The sequence below is a fragment of the Sulfuricella sp. genome (genome assembly GCF_035531155.1).
Taxonomy (GTDB): Bacteria; Pseudomonadota; Gammaproteobacteria; order Burkholderiales; family Sulfuricellaceae; genus Sulfuricella.
Window position 1 is genome coordinate 144,085 of sequence record NZ_DATKTK010000003.1, and the last position, 19,532, is coordinate 163,616.

Consider the following 19,532-nt stretch of genomic DNA (forward strand, 5'->3'; position numbering starts at 1 on the left):
ATGGGATTGTTTGGATCGAAAAAGGTTAACACCGAGGCTGCCGCAGGCGGTGGCGAGGCAACCCTGAGCAACGGGCACACGGTAAGAATCGCCCGGCGGGTGGATTGCATGGGGGATTCTTGCCCGCGGCCGCAATTGATGACCAAAAAAGCGGTAAACGAGATGGGCTCAGGCGATGTGGTCGAGGTGGTGCTGGACAACCCGTCGTCGGTAGAGGCGCTGCCACCGATGTGCGACGAACTTAACGCCACCCATCTCGAAACCATCAAGGAGCCGAATTGCTGGCGTGTTTACATCCAGAAGGACTGAGCCATGATTGCAAGACTATTGATGCATTTTCTTGTCGCCCTGTCGGCAATGATCGTCGTCGCCGGTTTGGCCTATGTCTATGTCAAGCCGCCGGAGAGCATGCGGGTCGACCGCGACGGTGTGCCGTATTTCACGCCGCCGGTAGTCAACCCCATGACAGGCGAAGCTATTCTGGTCGAACAGTTGGTAAAACATTATAAGGGAGGCCGCTAATGAGTCTGGACTTTGAAACGACTATCCAGATCATCATGTTCTTTGTCGCTGTCGGCATGATGTATCTGGCCTTTCTGGGCGATCCCTTGTAGGAGCTTAACCATGATGAATCGCGTGAGCATTATTTTCTGTATTGTTTCGCTGATTGTCACTGCTGTGGTTCTCGGCGCAGGTTTCAACCTCGCCGCCATGCCGCGCCAGACCGTCGCGGCGGCGAAAAAGCCGGTTCCGCCCGAAAGCCTGCCGGACATCGACATGCCCGGTTTCGGCAAAGTCTCCGTTCTGGATCTGGTGGGCTATTACATCGAGAATCCACCGGCCATTGCAACGGCTGCCGGAGGCGCGGCGACATCCACCAAGCGTTTCGGAGGCTGCTGAACATGAGTCGACGGCTCATCGTGGCGGGGGCATGCCTGGTTCTGTTGGCAGGGACAGCCCGTGCGACCGGTGATTTCGCTTATGTGCGCGATGCTGCGGCACTGCTTCGGGAAGGGAGCGTGGTGGTGGACACGCGACCGGTGGAAGCCTGCAAGCTGCGCAGCCTGGCTGGCGCCACCTGCCTGCCTGCCGCCGACCTTCTCGGGCCGCATCGACGGCTGCCTGGCGAACGCGACCTGCTTTGGCTGTTGGGGACTGCCGGACTGAAGGGTGATGAAATGGTGCTGGTGGTGGGGCAGGATGCAACGGCACGGGATTTTGTTGCCGGATTGCTGTACATATCTGGACAGCGCCGCCTGCGGGTGCTGACGGAACCCATGGGGCGACTGTTGGAGAGCGGCATCGGGACTGGGCCTGGGCGTGAACGGAGCTTTGCGCGCGAGAAGGTATTCGAGGCGACCATGCGGGATGGACTGGTGGTGCTGCGCGACGAATTGCGTACCATGAATCCGCCTATGTTGCTGGATGGCCGGGCGGAAGCGGAATATTGGGGTGAGGTGGCGCGCAGCACACGCAGCGGCCATCTGCCGGGTGCGGTGAGTCTGTCGGGGCTGACGCTACGGGCTGCTTTGGCTACGCCTGCAGCCAGGCCGGTGCTGCCGGAAGGCGAACCGGTTGCCTACGGCCATGATGCCTACGAGGGGCTAGCCTATCTCACCCTGCTTACCGCCGGGTACAGCGTGCCTGCCCGACTTTATCTGGCCGGCTGGGCCGAGTGGGCTGCCGACGGCTCACTGCCCGTGGATGCGGCGGCTTACCCAGAGCAATCTGCCATTCGGCCCGCCGAGGCGCTTCCGGTAGTCAAGCAGGACGGGATGGTGATGGTGGGTATTCTGGTGCTGGCTCTAACTGCCTTTTCGGCTGGCTGGTGGTTAAAACGAAAGAGGGCAATCTGATGGATATTCTGTTTCACGTAAGTACGGCGGAGGGCGGGCGTTTCCTATTGCCTTTGGCCCAGAGCTGCCAACGAGTCGGCTGTACCTTCGGCGCTTTCTTCACCCATGAAGGGGTGCAGGGGCTGAAGGATGCGGCGCTGCAAATGACACTAAGATCCGCCACCCAGGCCGTGGTGTGCGAGGAATCCTGGCACCGGTTCTGCGGCGATCTACCCTGCCCGGTCGAGCAGGGCAGCCAGACGGTCAATAGCGCCATGATGGGCGAAGCCCGGCGCGTGGTTAGTCTATAAAGAGGATGAGCATGGATAATGAAAAGAAAGAGAAAGGACTGCTGGTGCTGGCGCGGCGGCACCACGGCGAGGCCATGCGCGTGGCCGCCGGTCTCACTATCTTCGGCCACCGGGTGGCGCTGGTCTTCATGACCGGCCCGGTGGCCGAGACGGCGGAAAATGCCGCCAACGCCGAGCTGCTGGAGCTGACCGGCATCGAACCGCAAACCACCGTAGCGGAGATGGCCGATCAACTGCCCTTCCTGGACGCAGACGGCCTCGCGCACGCCTTCGGCGCAGCCGATGTCGTCCTGAGCCTTTGAGAAAGCAAGAATGAAAATATTACAACTGAATACCGGTCTGTTTCCTGACGCCCAGACCGTGATCGCCGCCCTGCGGCAGATGGAGGCGGCGCACAGCGTCGTATCCATTGATTTAAGGCGCCAGGACATGGAAAACGAGGCATGGGACAAGGCGGTTGCCGCCATCCTGGCCTCCGATCTGACAATAACTATCTGAGGAGATGAACATGAAAAATCTGCTGACTCGATGGAATGGCCTGCTGGCCGTCGTATTCATTCTGTTTCTGGGAATGATGCAAACAGCGCTGGCTGCCGACCCGCTGGTGGACGCGGCTTGGGTGAAAGCCAATATCGGCAAGCCCGGCGTGGCGTTCGTGGACATTCAGCCGACCGCAGACTACCTGCGTGGTCACATCACCGGTGCGGTGAACACCGATTTCGGCAAGTCCGGCTGGCGTGAGGAACGTGCCGACAAAGTCCCTGAAATGCTGCCGGAAAAGCTCGACAAGCTGACCGCCCATATCGGCAGTCTCGGCATCGACAACAACACTCACGTGGTGCTGATTGCGCCGGGTGGCTCCAACCTGGACATGGGTTGGGCGACGCGCATCTACTGGACATTCAAGGTACTGGGTCACGACAACGTGTCGATTCTGAACGGCGGCATGAATGCCTGGGCAAAGGACAAGACCAACCCTATCCAGACCGGTATGACTAAGGCCGAGCCCAAGGTTTTTACTGTCCACCTGCGCAAGGATCTGATCGCCACGGTTGAAGATGTAAAAGCGGCTAATGCCAAGGGTGTGCTGCTGGTCGATAGTCGTCCCGAAGACCAGTTTGCCGGCATCAACCGCAATCCCAAGGCCACCGAAAGCGGCACCCTGGCGGGCGCGAAGAATCTGCCCAGCGGCTGGACCACGGAAAATGGCGGCGGCATGTTCCGCTCCAAGGCGTTGCTTGAGCAGCTTTACAAGGTCGCCGGCGTGCCTACCAGCGGCGAGCAGATCACCTTCTGCAACACCGGCCACCTGGCTTCTATCGGCTGGTTCGTTTCCAGCGAACTGATGGGCAACAAGAAGGTCAAGCTTTATGACGGTTCCATGGTCGAATGGACCATGACCAAGGCCGGCCCCGTCGAACACAAGGTGAAGCTGCAATAGGTAATCTGAAACATTGCATCCTGGTTTTGGCGGCTGCGGCAACGCTCTCGGGCGGCGCTATGGCTCAGGACGAGCACTCGCGCCAGCTGGCCGCCGGACTGGCGGTCATGGCGGGAGACGTCCGTCAGCTTGCGGCCAGCGCCAAAACGCAGCGGCGGGAGGGCTTGCGCGTGCGTCTGGCGGGCGATCTGTCTTCCCTGCCGCTGCTGCTGCGACGCGTTGGCGGCGATGCCGCTTCGGTGCCGTCCCTGCGGGCCGCACTGGCGAAGGAAGACTGGCGTTCGCTGGAGCGGGGGCTTGCCGCCCTGCGTCAGCATTACCCCCTGGATCTTCGCACCCTGCTGCCCGCCGCGCCCACACCGGAGCGGCTGCGCCTGGGCGAGGCGATTCATCGCCAGACCTGCGCCGGTTGCCATGATGCGTCAACCACCGACACGAACCTGCCGGCGCTCAACCTGTTCGAGCAGAGCAGGCACATGCCCAGGGAGGAGTTTGCCGCGCGCCTCATCATCGGCGTGCGTGGAGACGTAAGCACCGCCTATCGCAACCCCTTCAGCGACCTGGAACTGGGCGCGCTGATTGCGTACTACGGATCGACTAATGGTAAATCGGTTCCGTGGCTTCGTTGATTCCAAACCGGAACAAAAATGGTGGGTAATGGGGGATGAGTGATGGTCGAGTGATTTTCATCACTCATTCCTCATTACCCATTTCTCAGTGTCGTGCTGCCTTGCCGCTGATCCGCACTTCCGGTCGGGTGCCGTATTCTACAGCTCGAAATCCACCCCGCCGCCGCGCATGGTGACGTCCACTACCTCGCGCGTCAGATGCGGCGCGAACAGGTGGATGAACTCGTACACATAGCCGCGCAGGTAGGCGCCGTGCCGCAGGCCGATGCGGGTGGTGCTGGATTCGAACAGGTGGTCCGCGTCCAGCATGCGTAACCCCTTGTCTCGCTGCGGGTCAAACGCCATCCGGGCAACGATGCCGATGCCGAGGCCGAGTTCGACGTAGGTCTTGATCACGTCCGAGTCGATGGCGGTCAGCACCACCTTGGGCGCAAGCGCCTTGCGCTCGAAGGCCCGGTTGATGCGCGAACGGCCGGCGAACGCGGTGTCGTAGGTGACAATCGGATAACGCGCGATGGCTTCCAGCGAGAGCGTTTTCTCCTTCAGCAGCGGGTGCTTCGGTGGGGTAATGACGCCGTGGTGCCACTGGTGGCAGGGCATGCTCACCAGTTCCTTCACTTCGGCGATGGTTTCCGTGGCGATGGCGATGTCCGCCTCGCCCGATATCACCATCTGCGCCACCTGGGTCGGATTTCCCTGGTGCAGGACGAGATTCACCCCGGGATAACGCTGCGCGAAGGCCTTGACCGTCTGGGGCAGCGCATAGCGGGCCTGGGTGTGGGTGGTGGCGATCACCAGGCTGCCGCTGCCTTCATTGCTGAAGTCCTTGCCGGCCAGTTTGAGATTTTCCGCCTCCCGCAGGAGGCGCTCCGCAATGGCGAGTATCGCCTTTCCCGGCTCGGTGATTTCCACCACCCGCTTGCCGTTGCGGACGAAGATGTCGATGCCCAGCTCGTCTTCCAGTAACCGGATCTGCTTCGACACGCCGGGCTGGGAGGTGTGCAGCTTTTCCGCCGCCGCCGAGATATTCAATCCCTGTTTCACCACTTCGCACAGGTAGCGCATCTGTTGCAGCTTCATGATGTTTCCTTCATATAACCATAAGTTATTTAATAATAACTTTATATTCTTTTTATTTCAATTCCAGGATTGATACCATGCCGTTCATAAGGAATTGGGGAGAACGTACATGGACTGGATCTACACATTGGCTGGCTTGGGCGTCGGCTTCACGGTCGGACTCACGGGGGTGGGCGGCGGCGCGCTGATGACGCCGCTGCTGGTGCTGGGCTTTGGCATTTCTCCCGCAGTGGCCGTCGGTACCGACCTGCTCTATGCCGGCCTGACCAAGTCGGGCGGCGTCTGGGTCCACAGCCGGCACGGGACGGTGCAATGGAAGATCGCCGCATGGCTCGCAGCCGGGAGTGTGCCCGCATCGCTGGTGGTGGTTGGCCTGCTGCGCTGGTTCCCGGTCGACAAGAGCGTATTCGAAGCCATCATCACCGGCACGCTCGGTTTTACGCTGATCCTGACCGCGCTGGCTCTGCTCTTCAAAGATCGCCTCAAGGCGTGGTCGCCTTGGTCGCGGCGGCGCGGCGCAGTGTCTGACGAAATCAAGCCGCCCCGGCGGGTTGCCGCGACTATCGCCATCGGCGCGGTACTCGGTGTGCTAGTCACGCTGACCTCGGTCGGCGCCGGCGCTCTGGGAGCCGCCGCACTGTTTTTTCTCTACCCGCGGTTGAGCGCAGTACAGATTGTCGGCACCGACCTCGCCCACGCGGTGCCGCTCACGCTGGTGGCCGGCGTGGGGCACTGGTACCTCCTGGGCACCGTGGATGCCACGCTGTTGGTATCGCTGCTGATGGGGTCGCTTCCGGGTATCTGGCTCGGCAGCCATCTCGGCGTCTCAATCCCGGAAAAGACGCTGCGGACGGCGCTGGCCGGCATGCTGATGCTGATCGGCGGCAGGCTGATTCTTTAATGAAACAAAATTGATTGTTTACCCCAAGCAGGAGAGCGTCATGAGCAAAAACAAATCATTGGTGAACTTCGACGAGATCGAACGCTTCGCTGGCGTGCAGCAAGCCTTCCAGTCCGGTGCCATGGACGCCGAGCGCTACATGGCCACGCGCATGTTGTTCGGGGTGTATACCCAGCGCCAGGAAGGCTACCACATGATTCGCGCCAAGCTGCCCGGCGGACGCGTCAGGCGGGAACACCTGGGTGCCCTGGCCGACATCGCCGAGCGTTATTCAGAGAATCATCCCCTGGTGCATGTGACCACGCGCCAGGATATCCAGCTGCATTTCATCCCCGTGGACAAGGCGGCTGAAGTGCTGCAGGAACTGGGCAAGGCCGGTTTGACCACGCGCGAGGCCTGCGGCAACACCATCCGCAACGTGACCACGTGCTCCCTGGCTGGCGTGTGCCAGAAGGAACATCTGGATGTAACGCCGGTGCTCGACGGACTGGTCGATCACACCCTGCGCCATCCCCTGACCCAAAACCTGCCGCGCAAGTTCAAGATCAGCATTTCCGGTTGCGAATCCGATTGCGCCCAGTCCCTGATGCAGGATCTGGGGTTTGTCGCCGTGCGGCGTGAAGATGGCCGTTTTGGCTGGAAGGTGCTGGCGGGGGGCGGCTTGGGTCACAAGCCACATGAAGCCGTGGTGGTGGAAGAGTTCGTCGGGGACGAAGACCTGCTGGTGGCCGCCGAGGCGGTGATCAGCCTGCACAACCGCTACTCGGACAGGAGCAAGCGCGCCAAATCGCGCATCAAGTTCCTGGTGGATCGTTTTGGCGAAGAAGGCTTCGTGGAGCAATACCGCAAAGAGCGTAAGCGTGTGCAACTGGCCCTGGCCGGAAAAACCCTGGCTCTAGTGGAATGGACGGGCGGCAGGCGAGACGAGGCGCCGGGCGCCGCCACGCCGCGCCGGATTTTCAAGCAAAAGCAGGTTGGCCTCTATACATTCCCGGTGAACCTGCCCTTGGGCGCCATTACTGTCGAGCAATTGCGCGGCCTGAAGGATATTGCAGAAGCCCTGGATGTGACGGAAATCCGCACGACCACGGATCAGAACCTGCTGTTCCTGAACGTGCCCGAAGCCAAGCTGTCGGCACTGAACGAGGGTTTGCAGAAGTTGAACCTGCGCATCGCCCGGGCCGGCGACGACGTAGTGGCTTGCTCCGGCACGACCACCTGCCCCCTGGGTTTGACGGCTTCGCCTCATCTGGCGGAAAAACTCGGCGGCGGATCTTCCGACCTGCGCATCCGCGTATCGGGCTGCGTCAACGGTTGCGCCCAGCCGGAAGTGGGGGACATCGGCCTGTTCGGTGAAGCCAGGCGTGTTTTCGAGCGACTGGTTCCCTATTATCAGATCACCCTGGGTGGCACGGCCTGCCAGAATGCCTACAGCCGGGGTAAAAATCTGGCGATAGCGGGGCCGGCGGTTCCGGCCCGCCGCGCCGCCGAGGCCGTGCAGCGGATCGAGGCCGATTACGAGGCGCACAGGGAAGCAGGGCAAAACTTCATCGACTGGTCCCGTGCCCGGCCAGAAGGTCATTTCTATGCCCTGCTGTCAGATCTCTTGGAGATCAAGGAAGGCGAAGTGGATGCCCTGGCCAGGGATATCGGTAGCGATATTGCCTTTGCCGTGCAGACGGGCGCCAATGAGTGCGCAGGTCCGCGTAAGTTGAATGTGGCACCCGCTTTTACCCAGTCTGCCCATGAGCGCAACTATCGGGATATCTTCATGGCCCAGCGCCGGTATGCCAAAGCCCTGGAAAGCGCCGAGGCCATCCTGCTCCATCTGGGCAAGACCCTGCTGCCGGTATCGTTCGGCGGTGCACCTTTACCCGTGGCCGGTCTGGGTGATCTGGCCTTCCGAGCCAATTCGCCGCGCTCGCCCCAGCCACGACTGGGTGCGCAGCTTGAATACCTGGCGGAAAAACTCGACCGGCTCAAGGTGGAGCCGCCGCCGGATGCGCTGGCTACGTTGTTCGAGGAAGTGGACGCATGGACCCTGAAGGTGGCGGAATACTGGGTCGCCAACGACTGCGGGCTGGACCTGCAACCCTGGCTGCCGGCGGTGCGGCAGGCAGTTCGTACCGAAGATGCACCGCGTGTGGCAGTGATTTGATCATGAACAAGGAGATGAAAATGAGTCTGGAAGTCAGAGTGGAAAGCGCAATCGCGCTGTTGAACAAAATCGCGGACGAATATGAGCCGACGGTCTTTGCCAACAGTTTCGGCGCAGAAGACATGGTGCTGACCGACCTCATCGCCAGGCATGTGTCCCGCATCGGGATCATCAGCCTGGACACGGGACGGCTGCACCAGGAAACCTATGACCTGATGCAGAAAACGGCAGAGCATTATGGCATCTGCATCCAGGTATTCTTCCCGCGCCACGACCTTGTGGAGGGCTACCTTGCCGAACACGGCTCCAATGCGTTCTACGGCAGCGTGGAACTGCGCAAGCAGTGCTGCAACATCCGCAAGGTGGAGCCCTTGAAGCGCGCCCTGGCGGGCAAGAAAGCCTGGATCACGGGCCTGCGCCGCGAACAGGCGCCGACGCGCAGCGACCTGGCGGTGTCGGCGTTTGACGAAGCCAACGGGCTGCAGAAGTTCAATCCGCTGCTGGATTGGTCGCTTGACGAGGTGTGGGGCTACATCCGCGAACATGGCGTGCCCTACAACGCGCTGCACGACCGCAGTTTCCCCAGCATCGGCTGCGCGCCATGCACGCGCGCCGTCGCGATGGTCGAGGATATCCGCGCCGGAAGGTGGTGGTGGGAATCTCCTGCCACCAAGGAATGCGGATTGCATGTTGTGGCGGCAATGAAGAAAGCAGCCTGATCGCCGATGCAGTGCAGGGCTGTGATGGTTCGGCCGCCCAAGGGTGGTGGCCGCTAATGTAAGGCATGATTGAAGGAGATTGGCAAACATGGAAAATGAAACTCTGATCAAACCGAATATCGTTGTGGACATGACGGGGCAGGTTTGCCCCCATCCCCTGCTGGGCGCGAAACGGGTGCTGGATGACATGAAAACCGGCGAAGTCTTGCTGTTGAAATCGGATTGCCCCGGCACGCGGGATGACCTGTTTTCCTGGGCGAAGGCGACGGGAAACGAGGTCATCCACTCCGAGAAGCAGCCCGGCGGCGCGACCGAATATTTCGTGCGTAAGGGAAAAAAGGCGGCGATCGCGCCCAACGTAACCCTGGACGTGACGGGACTGATCTGCCCCGGCCCGGTGATCGAAGCGAGGAAGATTTTCAACACCATGTCCCGGGGGCAGGTCATGAAACTGGTCAGCACCTGCTCGTCCACCCGGGACGAGGTAGGCACCTGGTGCGCAGCGACCGGGAACGTGTTGCTGGAAACCCAGGAAACCGGGCCGGGCGTATGGACCTTTTTCATCCGCAAGGGATGAAGGCGATGAGCGAACAGTTTGTGGCGGACTGCATGGCGAATAATTCGTGCAATGCTGTGCTCATTCTCGGTGTGACACGCTCGGGACGCGCTTTCCGGCCTGGCGATTGGGTTGACAGGCTGGCTGGGCGGTTTTCCACCTTCGGGAAGGACAAGCTGTTGAAGTATTCCCCCTGCGTCAGGCCGATCACCGTCGAGGGGATGCGCGGCTTGCTGGTGGATATCAGGCTGGTGGAAAGCGATCCGGCCGCGTTCCGTTTTGTGATGGATTTCGCTGCCGACAACGATCTGACGATCCAGTGCCTCGGTGGTGCCGCCAGGAATGATTCCGGGTTGGACGAGGTTGCGGCTTTGCGGGATGCCGGTTCGAAAACCAGCTAGAGGACTTTAACGACGTGATGTTCCTTTTCTCAAGGCTGCCGTTCCACGCATCACGGTGTGCATGGCTCATATGATGATTTGTTTCAACACGAAAGTACGTGATTTATGAGCAACCATACCTTTACCCATCTGGACACGCTGGAAAGCGAATCCATCCACATCATGCGCGAGGTCGCGGCGGAGTGTAAGAATCCCGCGCTGCTGTTTTCCGGCGGCAAGGATTCCATCGTGATGCTGCGCCTGGCGGAGAAGGCGTTTCGTCCGTGCCGTTTCCCATTCCCGCTGGTGCATATCGATACCGAGCACAATTTCCCCGAGGTGATCGCCTTCCGCGACAAACTGGCCGCTGGTTTGGGCGAGCGACTGATCGTGCGTTCGCTGGAAGATTCCATCAAGAAGGGTACGGTCGTGCTCAAGAGTGAAATGCAGTGCCGCAATGTGTTTCAGTCGGTGACTCTGCTGGAAACGATCGCCGAATTCGGTTTCGATGCCTGCATGGGCGGCGCGCGTCGCGACGAGGAAAAGGCGCGTGCCAAGGAACGCATCTTTTCGTTCCGCGACGAGTTCGGTCAGTGGGACCCGAAGAACCAGCGTCCGGAGCTGTGGGACATCTACAATACCCGCGTCCATCCGGGCGAAAACATCCGCGTGTTCCCGATCAGCAACTGGACGGAAATGGACATCTGGCAATACATCGAGCGCGAGAAGCTGGAGATTCCAGACATTTATTATGCCCACGAGCGCGAAGTGATCCAGCGTGCCGGCGGCATCATGCCGGTGTCGCATCTGGTACAGCCGCAAGCAGGTGAAGTAGTGGAAAAGAAAATCGTGCGTTTCCGCACCGTGGGCGACATGACTTGCACCTGTCCGGTGGAATCTCGTGCCAGGACCGTGCAGGAGATCATCGAAGAGACCGCCACCACCCGCATCACTGAACGCGGTGCGACGCGCATGGACGATCAAACTTCCGATGCTTCGATGGAGTTGCGCAAGAAAGAAGGATATTTTTAATTATGAGCAACGCTACACAACTACTTCGTTTCATCACCGCCGGCAGCGTGGACGATGGCAAGAGCACGCTGATCGGCCGCCTGCTGCATGATTCAAAATCCATTTTTGAGGATCAGTTTTCGGCGATTTCCAGGACCAGTGAGAAACGCGGCATGGCCGCGGTCGATTTGTCCTTGCTGACCGACGGCTTGCAGGCCGAACGCGAGCAGGGAATCACCATCGACGTGGCGTATCGCTACTTCGCCACGCCCAAGCGCAAATTCATCATCGGCGACACGCCGGGGCATGAGCAGTACACCCGCAACATGGTGACTGCAGCCAGCACCGCCAACCTCGTGGTCATCCTCGTTGATGCGCGCAAGGGCGTGCTGGCCCAGACGCGCCGTCACACCTATCTGGCCAGCCTGGTCGGCATCCCGCACATCGTGCTGGCGGTCAATAAAATGGACATGGTCGATTACTCCGAAGCCAGATATAACGAGATTTGCGTGGAGTATCTGAAATTCGCTGCACAGCTTGGTTTGCACAACGTTACCAGCGTGCCGTTGTCCGCGTTGGTCGGCGATATGCTGGTGGATCGCGGCGACAATCTGAACTGGTACCAAGGTACGACGCTGATGGACTTGCTGGAAAGCATCGAGATCGATCACGACGTGAACACCACTGATTTCCGTTATCCGGTGCAGTGGGTGTGCCGTCCGCAAACCGACGAATATCACGACTTCCGTGGCTTCATGGGACGCATCGAAGCGGGTGAAGTGTCGGTGGGAGATGAGATCACTGTGTTGCCGGGCGGACGCAGCAGTCGTGTCAAAGAGATTGTCACCTACGACGGCAACCTGCAAACTGCTTACGCACCGCAATCCATCACCATCACGCTGACTGACGAGATCGATATTTCGCGTGGCGATATGTTCGTCAAGGCGGATTACCTGCCGACTGTCGCGAAAGAATTCGAAGCGATGCTGTGCTGGTTGTCCGAAACGCCGCTCGACAAGAATCGCAGATACCTCGTCAAGCACACTACGCGCACGGCGAAGTGTTTGTTCTCGCGTCTCGATTACCGCGTGGATGTGAACACGCTGGACCAACACGAAACCACTGCACTCAATATGAACGACATCGCGCGCGTGGCGATGAAGGTTCAACAACCGCTGGTGTTCGACCATTACCAGCGCAATCGCGCCAGTGGTGGCTTCATTGTTATCGATGAAGCGACTAACAACACGGTGGCAGCCGGGATGATTATCTGACGGGCAGTTTGGTCAAATACCCAGATAATGAGCATAGGTCTTACTTTTTTATTTTTATAAGGGGATAGCAATGCACAACGGCACGACCATTACTCAGTTCATCATCGAAGAACAACGTCATATCCAGGGTGCGTCCGGTGATTTCACCTCCCTGCTGAACGATGTTGTCACCGCCTGCAAGGTGATTTCCAACGTCGTCAACAAGGGCGCCCTGATCGGCGTCATGGGCAGCGCGGAATCTGAAAACATCCAGGGCGAAACCCAGAAAAAGCTGGATGTGATCACCAACGAAATCTTCATTCGCTCCAACGAGTGGGCCGGCCACCTTGCCGCCATGGCCTCCGAGGAAATGGAAGAGATCTACCCGATCCCCGCCCGATACCCCCGCGGCAAGTACCTGCTGGTGTTCGATCCCCTGGATGGTTCCAGCAACGTGGACGTGAACATCTCCGTCGGCACCATCTTCTCCATCCTGCGCTGTCCGGGCGAAAGCCCCGAGCCATCCACGCAGGACTTTCTCCAGCCGGGCGTGGAGCAGGTGTGCGCCGGCTATGCCATCTACGGCTCCTCCACCATGCTGGTGCTCACCACCGGCCACGGCGTGAACGGTTTCACCCTGGACCGGGACATCGGCGAGTTCATCCTGACCCACCCCAACATGACCATCCCCGCGGACACCAGGGAATTCGCCATCAACGCCTCCAACCAGCGCTTCTGGGAAGCGCCGGTGCAGCGCTACGTGGAAGAGTGCCTGGCCGGCAAGACCGGCCCGCGCGGCAGGGACTTCAACATGCGCTGGGTTGCCTCCATGGTGGCAGAGGTACACCGCATCCTGACCCGCGGCGGTGTCTTCATGTACCCCAAGGATACCAAGGATCCTGCCAGGGCCGGCAAGTTGCGCCTGTTGTATGAAGCCAATCCGATGTCATTTATCGTGGAGCAGGCGGGCGGCGTCAGTTCCACCGGGCTCGAGCGTATCCTGGATATCCGGCCGGAAGGTCTGCACCAGCGCGTGCCGGTGATACTGGGTTCGAAGAACGAAGTGGAGCGCGTGGTCGCCTACCACAAGGCCTGAGCCTCGCTTCCAGGCTGGGAACAAACGTAGGGCCGAGCCGGAAGGCCCGGTTTTTTACGCCCAGCATGGGCAAGATATTGGACCCTTGCCAAGGAGCCGCAGCATCGTCATGCTTCCAGTTTTGCACCCCAGCAATCAATGGAGGAGACAACATGCTGAAAATCCTGATTCTCGCCCTTGTCATGCTGTTCGGGAGCCATTTTGCCGGCGCCGCTGACGAGATCGAACTCGCGCCCGGCATGGTGAACCCCGGCTACCACGAGGCGCCGGCCTGGTTCAAGGAATCCTTCCTCGACCTGCGCGAAGACGTGAAGGAAGCCACCCGAGCCGGTCGGCGCGTGATGCTCTATTTCTACCAGGACGGCTGCCCCTATTGCGCCAAACTCCTGCAGGACAATTTCGGCCAAAAGGCCATCGCCGACACGACCCGCCAGAATTTCGACGTCATCGCCATCAATATCTGGGGCGATCGCGAGGTGATCGACATGGCGGGCAAGGCGGCGCCGGAGAAAGCCTTCGCCAAGTCCCTGCGGGTGCAGTTCACGCCGACCTTGCTGATGCTGGATGAAAAGGGCGAGGTGGCGCTGCGCCTCAATGGCTACATCCCGCCGCACAAGTTTGCGGCCGCGCTCGACTTCGCCGGTGGGCGCATGGAGAAGAAGCAGAGTTTCACCGACTATCTGGCGGCGAACGTAACAGAGCCCGCCAGCGGCAAGCTGCATTCCGAAGCCTGGCAGTTGAAGCCACCCATGAAGCTCGCTGGGGCCAGGAAAGGCGGCAAGCCGCTTCTGGTGCTGTTCGAGCAAAAGGAATGTGCCGCCTGCGACGAACTTCATGGGGAGGCCTTCCCCCGCTCCGATGTCGCGGCCTTGCTGCGTAAATTCCAGGTGGCACAAATTGATCTGGCCTCGCGCGAGCAGGTGCAGACACCCGGCGGCGAGACCCTGACGGCCCGCGACTGGGCGCGCAGGATCGGCGTCTTCTACACGCCCAGCCTGGTGTTCTTCGATGCCGGCGGCCGCGAGGTATTCCGGGTCGAAGGCTACCTGCGGCCTTTCCATCTCGCATCTTCCCTGGATTACGTGGCCTCCGGCGCCTACCGAAGCCAGCCCGAATTCCAGCGCTTCATCGAGGCGCGGGCAGCGGCGCTGCGGGCAAAGGGGGAGCAGGTCGAGTTGATGAAGTGAGCCACGCTAGGTGATGGGTGAGGGGGATGGGAGATAAGCGATGCGTAAGCGCTTGGCCACTACGTTTCTACACCCCTCACCCCCTTCAGTTCCGGCTCGTCTGGCTTAGGTGTTTGGTTCCGTGTGCCTTTCCCGGCACCGAGATTTCCAGCTTGCGCATCTTTTCCCACAGGTTTTTGCGGGTGATACCGATGGCGGTGGCGGTTTCCTTGATGCGCCACTGGTGAGCGGTCAGCGCCTGTGCGATGTAGTGCCGTTCTGTGGCGCGGAGGTGATTGGTGTGGCTGCCCGTGGCTGCTTCCCCGTTGCCGCTTGGAGCGGTTGCCTGGCCGAAGAGGTTTCTGACCGTGAGAATGGGGTTGGGGGAGAGGATGCAGATGCGTTCGATGCAGTGCCGCAATTCGCGCACGTTTATTATTACACTGCGATTTGCACGGCAGAGGGAACGCTGTTAACCATTCCGGCAAAGGTGTTCCGTACTTTTCTGTAGGGTGGCAGCAGTTTTGCCTTCGCTTGGGCCATGGAACTGCGGGAAATTTGCGCACTCTGCGGAGACATTTTGAGCGGCTTAGCCTGATAAGGCGCTCTCGATCGTGTGCTGTATTATCTTCTGACTGAAAGCGACGAAGGAGCGGGGTGATCCATTTACCCGGGTCGCTCAAAGCGTGGGCGGCAGAAATGAACTTGGCCCACGAAACACTGTACCGAACGCTGAACGAAATGGAAGCGCGCGGGTTGATCGAAAGGCAAGGCCAAATACTGAGGTTGCTGAGAAATGCTTGAACACCACTCTCCCGATTTGCTGAATATGACCAAAGTCATATCCGGTATGCGGGAGCCTGATTTAACATGAGCTTCCCGATCAAAGCGCCGAGGAAGCAAGAAAATGAAAAATTCGTTTAAAATCGTATGCGTGCTGGCGTTGATTGCCGCCATCCCGCCTTCCGCCGGAGCGGCAGAAGATGCCCGCGAGAAGGTCAATTTTCCCGAGATGATGAAGCAGCATCAGCTTTCCAACATGCGTGACCATCTGGCTGCGCTGAATGAAATTCTGTCGCTGCTGGCGAAATCGGAACTGGACAAGGCGGCGGACATCGCCGAACACCGGCTTGGAATGACTTCGATGGTCGCGCACAACGCCTCGCACATGGCGCCGTACATGCCCAAGGGAATGCAGGATATCGGCACGGAGATGCATCATGCCGCAAGCCGTTTCGCCATGGCCGCGCAGGAAGGCGATCTCTCCCGCGCCCTGGATAGCCTGTCGAAGGTGACGCAGCAGTGCGTGGCCTGCCACTCAACTTACCGCGTTCAATAAACATGATGATCCGCCTGACCAGAATCGTTCTGTTCCTCTCCTGCCTGGCGATGGGCGATGCTTTTGCGCTGACCCTCACGCCGGTCAAGGTGGCGCCCGACGTTTACGCCTTCATCGGCGAAACCGGCGGGCGCACCTATGAAAATTACGGTATGAACGCCAACACCGGATTCATCGTCACCACTGGCGGTGTGGTAGTGGTCGACAGCGGAGCCGGATATCTGGCCGCCCAGGCCATGCACCGCGCCATCAAGCGAGTGACCCGGCAGCCGGTGAAATATGTGGTGAATACCGGCGGCCAGGACCACCGCTGGCTCGGTAACGGCTATTTCAGGGAGCAGGGTGCGGAAATCATCGCCGCGCGACCGGCACGTGCCGACATGGAACAGCGGGCCGGGGCGCAGCTCGAGGCACTGCGGGCCGATCTGAAAGAACGGCTGGACGGCACCAGGCTGGTTTATCCGGAGCGGTTGTTCGAGCAGCGCGAAACCCTGCGCCTCGGCGGCACAGAAATCCGGCTGCTGTTTTTCTCCGGCGGCCACACGCCGGGCGACAGCGTGGTGTGGCTGCCAAAACAGAAGGTGCTGTTCGCTGGCGACCTGGTTTACGTCGATCGCCTGCTGGGAGTGCTGCCCTTCAGCAATAGCCGCAACTGGTTGGCCTCCTTCGAGGACATGGAGAAGCTCAGGCCCGGCAAGATCGTGCCCGGCCACGGCAGGGTGTGCGATATCGACCTGGCGCGACGCGATACCCGCGATTACCTGCGCCTGCTACGCGGCCACATGCAGAAGGCGTTCGACGGCGGGGCGGACTTGCAGGCGGCGATCGACAGCCTCGACCAGGAGGGTTTCGCCCGCCTGCAGAATTATGAAACATTGAAAGGCGGCAATGCCAGCCGTGTTTACCTGGAGATCGAGGCGGAATAGGCAAGGCAGTGTAGTATAGATGCTTGCTCAAAGGCTCCGAGAGCGAAACCAAGTAAATGGGAATCCGATGATTCAGAAACCCTCGCTGCTTAACGTTCCTTCATGATGGAGGTGCGCTGAGATGCTGAAGTCTTTGTTCGCTTTGCCTTCCACCGTGTGGTTGCTGGGGCTGGTGAGCTTCTTCAACGATTCGGCCGGTGAACTGGTCTATCCGCTTATGCCCCTGTATCTTGCCTCGGTGCTGATGGCAGGACCCAAGGCGCTGGGCATCATCGAGGGTGTCGCCGAAGCGACGGGCAGCTTGCTCAAGCTGTTTGCCGGCGTGCTGGCGGACAAGACGCGTTCCACCAAATATTGGGTGGTGGGCGGCTATAGCTTGGCCGCGCTGGGCAGGCCGCTACTCGCCCTGGCCGGCTCCTGGCCGGTCGTACTGGCGCTGCGCTTTTCCGACAGAGTGGGCAAGGGGCTGCGTTCCTCCCCGCGCGACGCCATGCTGGCGCTGAGCGTGGCACCGCATCAGCGCGGTCTGGCCTTCGGTTTTCACCGTGCCCTGGACAATGCCGGTGCGGTAGTTGGGCCGTTGCTCGCCGCCTGGCTGCTCTACCGCGGCATGCCGATCCGCGACATCCTGCTGTGGACCCTTGTGCCAGGGGTGATGACGGTCGGCCTGGCGCTGTGCATCCGCGAGCCGCACCGCGAGATGCCACTACACAAGCCGGCTTTCAGTTGGACGATGCAAGGCTTTCCGCCGGTTTTCAAACGCTACCTGCTGGTGCTGGCGCTGTTCACCTTGGGCAATTCCTCCAACATGTTCCTGCTGTTGCGCGCTCGGGAAATGGGGTTGGCCGAATCCCAGGTGCCGCTGCTGTGGGCGCTGGCGTCGGGCATGGCGATGCTGTTTTCCACGCCGCTGTCGGCGCTGTCGGACCGCCTCGGCAGAACCCGATTGATCGTCGGCGGCTGGACGGTTTACGGCCTGTTCTATCTGCTGCTCGGCCTGAACGGACAAAATCTGTGGCTGTTGTGGCCGTTGTTCGCCTTCTATGGGCTGTTCATGGCCGCAACCGAGGGTGCGGAAAAGGCGCTGGTCGCCGATCTCGCGCCCAAGGAACTGCTCGGCACCGCCTACGGCTGGTTCAATCTCACCGCCGGCGTGATGCTGCTTCCTGCCTCTATGCTGTTCGGCTGGCTGTGGCAGACCTTCAGCCCGGAAACGGCGTTCGGATTTTCCGCGGGTTGTGCCATCCTGGCGGCGCTTTTGCTGAAGTTCTGGGTTCCGACACAATCCGGGCGTACGAAGTGAATTCGTTCACGGCGACTTTCTCCGTTTCCGGCGTGACCACCTGGCTGTGGCTGCCGCCGCTGGTGGCGTTCATTATTTCTTTTTTTACTTCCATGGTGGGCATCTCCGGGGCGTTTCTGCTGCTGCCGTTCCAGATGAGCATCCTCAACTATACGGCGCCCTCGGTCAGCGCCACCAATCTGGTCTACAACCTGGTCGCCACGCCCGGCGGTGTTTACCGCTACCTGCGCGAAGGCCGCATGGTGTGGCCGCTGGTTTGGGTGATCGTGACCGGCACCCTGCCGGGCATCGTCATCGGCTATTATCTGCGGGTCATGTATCTGCCTGATCCGCGCGATTTCAAGCTGTTTGCCGGATTGGTGCTGCTGTATATCGGCTATCGGGTGCTGGCTGAATTCCTGCCCCGGCATGAAAAAACTCGGACAGAGGCGATCAGGCCCCAGCCCGTGACGGCGATCCGCATGCTCCAGTTCTCGCTGGCCAGGGCGAGTTTTACCTTCGGCGAACAGGTCTTTTCATTCAGCGTGCCGGCCATGTTCCTGCTGGCGCTGGTTGTCGGCGTGATTGGCGGTACCTATGGCATCGGTGGCGGCGCCATCATCGCGCCGTTCTGCGTGGCCTTGTTCGGCCTGCCGGTGCATGCTATCGCCGGGGCGGCGATAGCCGGCACGCTGTTCACTTCGGTAGCCGGGGTGGCGTTGTACAGCCTGATTCCCGCGCCGGCGGGAATGGTGACCCAGCCTGACTGGGGGTTAGGCCTGCTATTCGGTCTGGGCGGTTTCGCCGGGATGTACTTCGGTGCCCGCTGCCAGAAGCATGTTCCGCAAAGAACGCTCAAGCTGCTGCTGGGCGTACTGCTGATGCTTCTGGCGGGACATTACACGGACGCTTTTTTCCGCTGACTGCGCGTGCTGCCTTGATCTTCATCGTCATGCTGTCGCTGGTAAGGGCCTGGGCAGCGTGAGGATAGCCTCGATGCCGCCGCCGGCCATGTTTCAACACCCGTTCGCCCCAGGCAGCTCTTCAAGGCCGCAGGCTTGCACGGATGGCAATATCCATAATCCGTATGCTGTCACGTGTGGAAACCATGGTTATTCTGCAGTGGGTGCGGTCGGCTCGAATTTGTCTGCTTTTTAAACCTGATACGGCGCTGCGCTATTCATGATTTGGGTGGTGTAGCAGCCATGACCATTAGTCATTCACGTTCAGCAGAATACTCAGTCCGGATCATCAGCGATATAGCGATATCCAGCCATCACTTCTGACCTTCGTTTGATCTAAGATCAATTTACCGAACCGAAGCAAAGCGATAGCTACCCACCATCCGATTTGCACCCGTTTACTGACTTCAATCCGCGAGCACCGGATTCACCGTGCCGGACTTCAAGTTCCATTCTCGCCCCGACAGTGCATATGCTACCGGCGTGA

At 60.1% G+C, this 19,532-nt stretch carries 25 protein-coding genes; 23 read left to right on the top strand and 2 right to left on the bottom strand.

The features are described from left to right. From VMV64_RS00800 to VMV64_RS00840, 9 genes are all read left to right on the top strand, one after another. Window positions 1–309: a sulfurtransferase TusA family protein gene (locus VMV64_RS00800; protein WP_325328089.1), complete on the top strand. Its 309-nt coding sequence runs from the start codon at window positions 1–3 to the stop codon at window positions 307–309. A gap of 3 nt (window positions 310–312) precedes the next feature. Beyond that, window positions 313–522, top strand: a complete 210-nt coding sequence (locus VMV64_RS00805; protein ID WP_325328040.1) for a hypothetical protein — start codon at window positions 313–315, stop codon at window positions 520–522. 102 nt (window positions 523–624) lie between these two features. After that, the gene (locus VMV64_RS00810) at window positions 625–900 is read left to right on the top strand and encodes a hypothetical protein (protein ID WP_325328041.1); all 276 of its coding nucleotides are present in this window, start codon (window positions 625–627) and stop codon (window positions 898–900) included. A 2-nt stretch (window positions 901–902) separates the two neighbouring features. Next, window positions 903–1,856 carry a rhodanese-like domain-containing protein gene (locus VMV64_RS00815; RefSeq protein WP_325328042.1) on the top strand — a complete coding sequence of 318 codons (954 nt, stop codon included), beginning with the start codon at window positions 903–905 and terminating at the stop codon, window positions 1,854–1,856. Then, window positions 1,856–2,146, top strand: coding sequence for a hypothetical protein (locus VMV64_RS00820; RefSeq protein WP_325328043.1), 291 nt, complete (start codon window positions 1,856–1,858; stop codon window positions 2,144–2,146). The genes VMV64_RS00815 and VMV64_RS00820 overlap by 1 nt, the downstream gene beginning before the upstream one ends. 11 nt (window positions 2,147–2,157) lie before the next feature. Next, complete coding sequence (locus VMV64_RS00825; protein WP_325328044.1) at window positions 2,158–2,448, top strand: hypothetical protein; 291 nt, start codon at window positions 2,158–2,160, stop codon at window positions 2,446–2,448. A gap of 10 nt (window positions 2,449–2,458) precedes the next feature. Beyond that, a complete protein-coding gene (locus tag VMV64_RS00830) occupies window positions 2,459–2,644 on the top strand; it encodes a hypothetical protein (RefSeq protein WP_325328045.1) in 186 nt (61 codons plus the stop codon). Between the two features lie 10 nt (window positions 2,645–2,654). Beyond that, complete coding sequence (locus tag VMV64_RS00835; RefSeq protein WP_325328046.1) at window positions 2,655–3,587, top strand: sulfurtransferase; 933 nt, start codon at window positions 2,655–2,657, stop codon at window positions 3,585–3,587. Next, window positions 3,536–4,216, top strand: a complete 681-nt coding sequence (locus VMV64_RS00840) for a cytochrome c (RefSeq protein WP_325328047.1) — start codon at window positions 3,536–3,538, stop codon at window positions 4,214–4,216. The genes VMV64_RS00835 and VMV64_RS00840 overlap by 52 nt, the downstream gene beginning before the upstream one ends. A gap of 138 nt (window positions 4,217–4,354) precedes the next feature. On the opposite strand, the gene cysB is transcribed toward VMV64_RS00840, so the two are convergent. Continuing rightward, window positions 4,355–5,296, bottom strand: a complete 942-nt coding sequence (cysB, locus tag VMV64_RS00845) for an HTH-type transcriptional regulator CysB (protein ID WP_325328048.1) — start codon at window positions 5,294–5,296, stop codon at window positions 4,355–4,357. 109 nt (window positions 5,297–5,405) lie between these two features. On the opposite strand from cysB, the gene VMV64_RS00850 reads away from it, so the two are divergent. The 9 genes from VMV64_RS00850 (at window position 5,406) to VMV64_RS00890 (ending at window position 14,557) form a co-directional block, all read left to right on the top strand. Beyond that, window positions 5,406–6,197 (top strand): sulfite exporter TauE/SafE family protein, encoded by a 792-nt coding sequence (locus VMV64_RS00850; protein ID WP_325328090.1) that lies wholly within the window; start codon window positions 5,406–5,408, stop codon window positions 6,195–6,197. A gap of 40 nt (window positions 6,198–6,237) precedes the next feature. After that, window positions 6,238–8,355 (top strand): nitrite/sulfite reductase, encoded by a 2,118-nt coding sequence (locus VMV64_RS00855; protein ID WP_325328049.1) that lies wholly within the window; start codon window positions 6,238–6,240, stop codon window positions 8,353–8,355. A gap of 14 nt (window positions 8,356–8,369) precedes the next feature. After that, window positions 8,370–9,074, top strand: coding sequence for a phosphoadenylyl-sulfate reductase (locus VMV64_RS00860; RefSeq protein ID WP_414718803.1), 705 nt, complete (start codon window positions 8,370–8,372; stop codon window positions 9,072–9,074). A gap of 88 nt (window positions 9,075–9,162) precedes the next feature. Further along, window positions 9,163–9,651 (top strand): sulfurtransferase TusA family protein, encoded by a 489-nt coding sequence (locus tag VMV64_RS00865; RefSeq protein WP_325328051.1) that lies wholly within the window; start codon window positions 9,163–9,165, stop codon window positions 9,649–9,651. A gap of 5 nt (window positions 9,652–9,656) precedes the next feature. Then, the gene (locus VMV64_RS00870) at window positions 9,657–10,031 is read left to right on the top strand and encodes a DUF3579 domain-containing protein (RefSeq protein WP_325328052.1); all 375 of its coding nucleotides are present in this window, start codon (window positions 9,657–9,659) and stop codon (window positions 10,029–10,031) included. Between the two features lie 105 nt (window positions 10,032–10,136). Continuing rightward, window positions 10,137–11,042, top strand: coding sequence for a sulfate adenylyltransferase subunit CysD (gene cysD / locus VMV64_RS00875; protein WP_325328053.1), 906 nt, complete (start codon window positions 10,137–10,139; stop codon window positions 11,040–11,042). Window positions 11,043–11,044: 2 nt separating this feature from the next. After that, window positions 11,045–12,295 (top strand): sulfate adenylyltransferase subunit CysN, encoded by a 1,251-nt coding sequence (gene cysN / locus VMV64_RS00880; protein WP_325328054.1) that lies wholly within the window; start codon window positions 11,045–11,047, stop codon window positions 12,293–12,295. A 70-nt stretch (window positions 12,296–12,365) separates the two neighbouring features. Next, window positions 12,366–13,370 carry a class 1 fructose-bisphosphatase gene (locus VMV64_RS00885; RefSeq protein ID WP_325328055.1) on the top strand — a complete coding sequence of 335 codons (1,005 nt, stop codon included), beginning with the start codon at window positions 12,366–12,368 and terminating at the stop codon, window positions 13,368–13,370. 152 nt (window positions 13,371–13,522) lie between these two features. Continuing rightward, window positions 13,523–14,557, top strand: a complete 1,035-nt coding sequence (locus tag VMV64_RS00890) for a thioredoxin family protein (RefSeq protein ID WP_325328056.1) — start codon at window positions 13,523–13,525, stop codon at window positions 14,555–14,557. An 85-nt stretch (window positions 14,558–14,642) separates the two neighbouring features. On the opposite strand, the gene VMV64_RS00895 is transcribed toward VMV64_RS00890, so the two are convergent. Further along, a complete protein-coding gene (locus VMV64_RS00895) occupies window positions 14,643–14,966 on the bottom strand; it encodes a helix-turn-helix domain-containing protein (RefSeq protein ID WP_325328057.1) in 324 nt (107 codons plus the stop codon). Window positions 14,967–15,193: 227 nt separating this feature from the next. On the opposite strand from VMV64_RS00895, the gene VMV64_RS17310 reads away from it, so the two are divergent. The 5 genes from VMV64_RS17310 (at window position 15,194) to VMV64_RS00915 (ending at window position 19,006) form a co-directional block, all read left to right on the top strand. Further along, window positions 15,194–15,340 (top strand): helix-turn-helix domain-containing protein, encoded by a 147-nt coding sequence (locus tag VMV64_RS17310; protein ID WP_414718801.1) that lies wholly within the window; start codon window positions 15,194–15,196, stop codon window positions 15,338–15,340. Between the two features lie 103 nt (window positions 15,341–15,443). Then, window positions 15,444–15,875 carry a cytochrome c gene (locus VMV64_RS00900; protein ID WP_325328058.1) on the top strand — a complete coding sequence of 144 codons (432 nt, stop codon included), beginning with the start codon at window positions 15,444–15,446 and terminating at the stop codon, window positions 15,873–15,875. Between the two features lie 2 nt (window positions 15,876–15,877). Continuing rightward, window positions 15,878–16,801 carry an MBL fold metallo-hydrolase gene (locus tag VMV64_RS00905; protein WP_325328059.1) on the top strand — a complete coding sequence of 308 codons (924 nt, stop codon included), beginning with the start codon at window positions 15,878–15,880 and terminating at the stop codon, window positions 16,799–16,801. A 121-nt stretch (window positions 16,802–16,922) separates the two neighbouring features. Then, on the top strand, window positions 16,923–18,104 hold the full coding sequence (locus tag VMV64_RS00910) for an MFS transporter (RefSeq protein WP_325328060.1): 1,182 nt from the start codon (window positions 16,923–16,925) through the stop codon (window positions 18,102–18,104). Beyond that, the gene (locus tag VMV64_RS00915; RefSeq protein WP_325328061.1) at window positions 18,101–19,006 is read left to right on the top strand and encodes a sulfite exporter TauE/SafE family protein; all 906 of its coding nucleotides are present in this window, start codon (window positions 18,101–18,103) and stop codon (window positions 19,004–19,006) included. Before VMV64_RS00910 ends, VMV64_RS00915 begins: the two co-directional genes overlap by 4 nt. The last annotated feature ends 526 nt before the right edge of the window (window positions 19,007–19,532 follow it).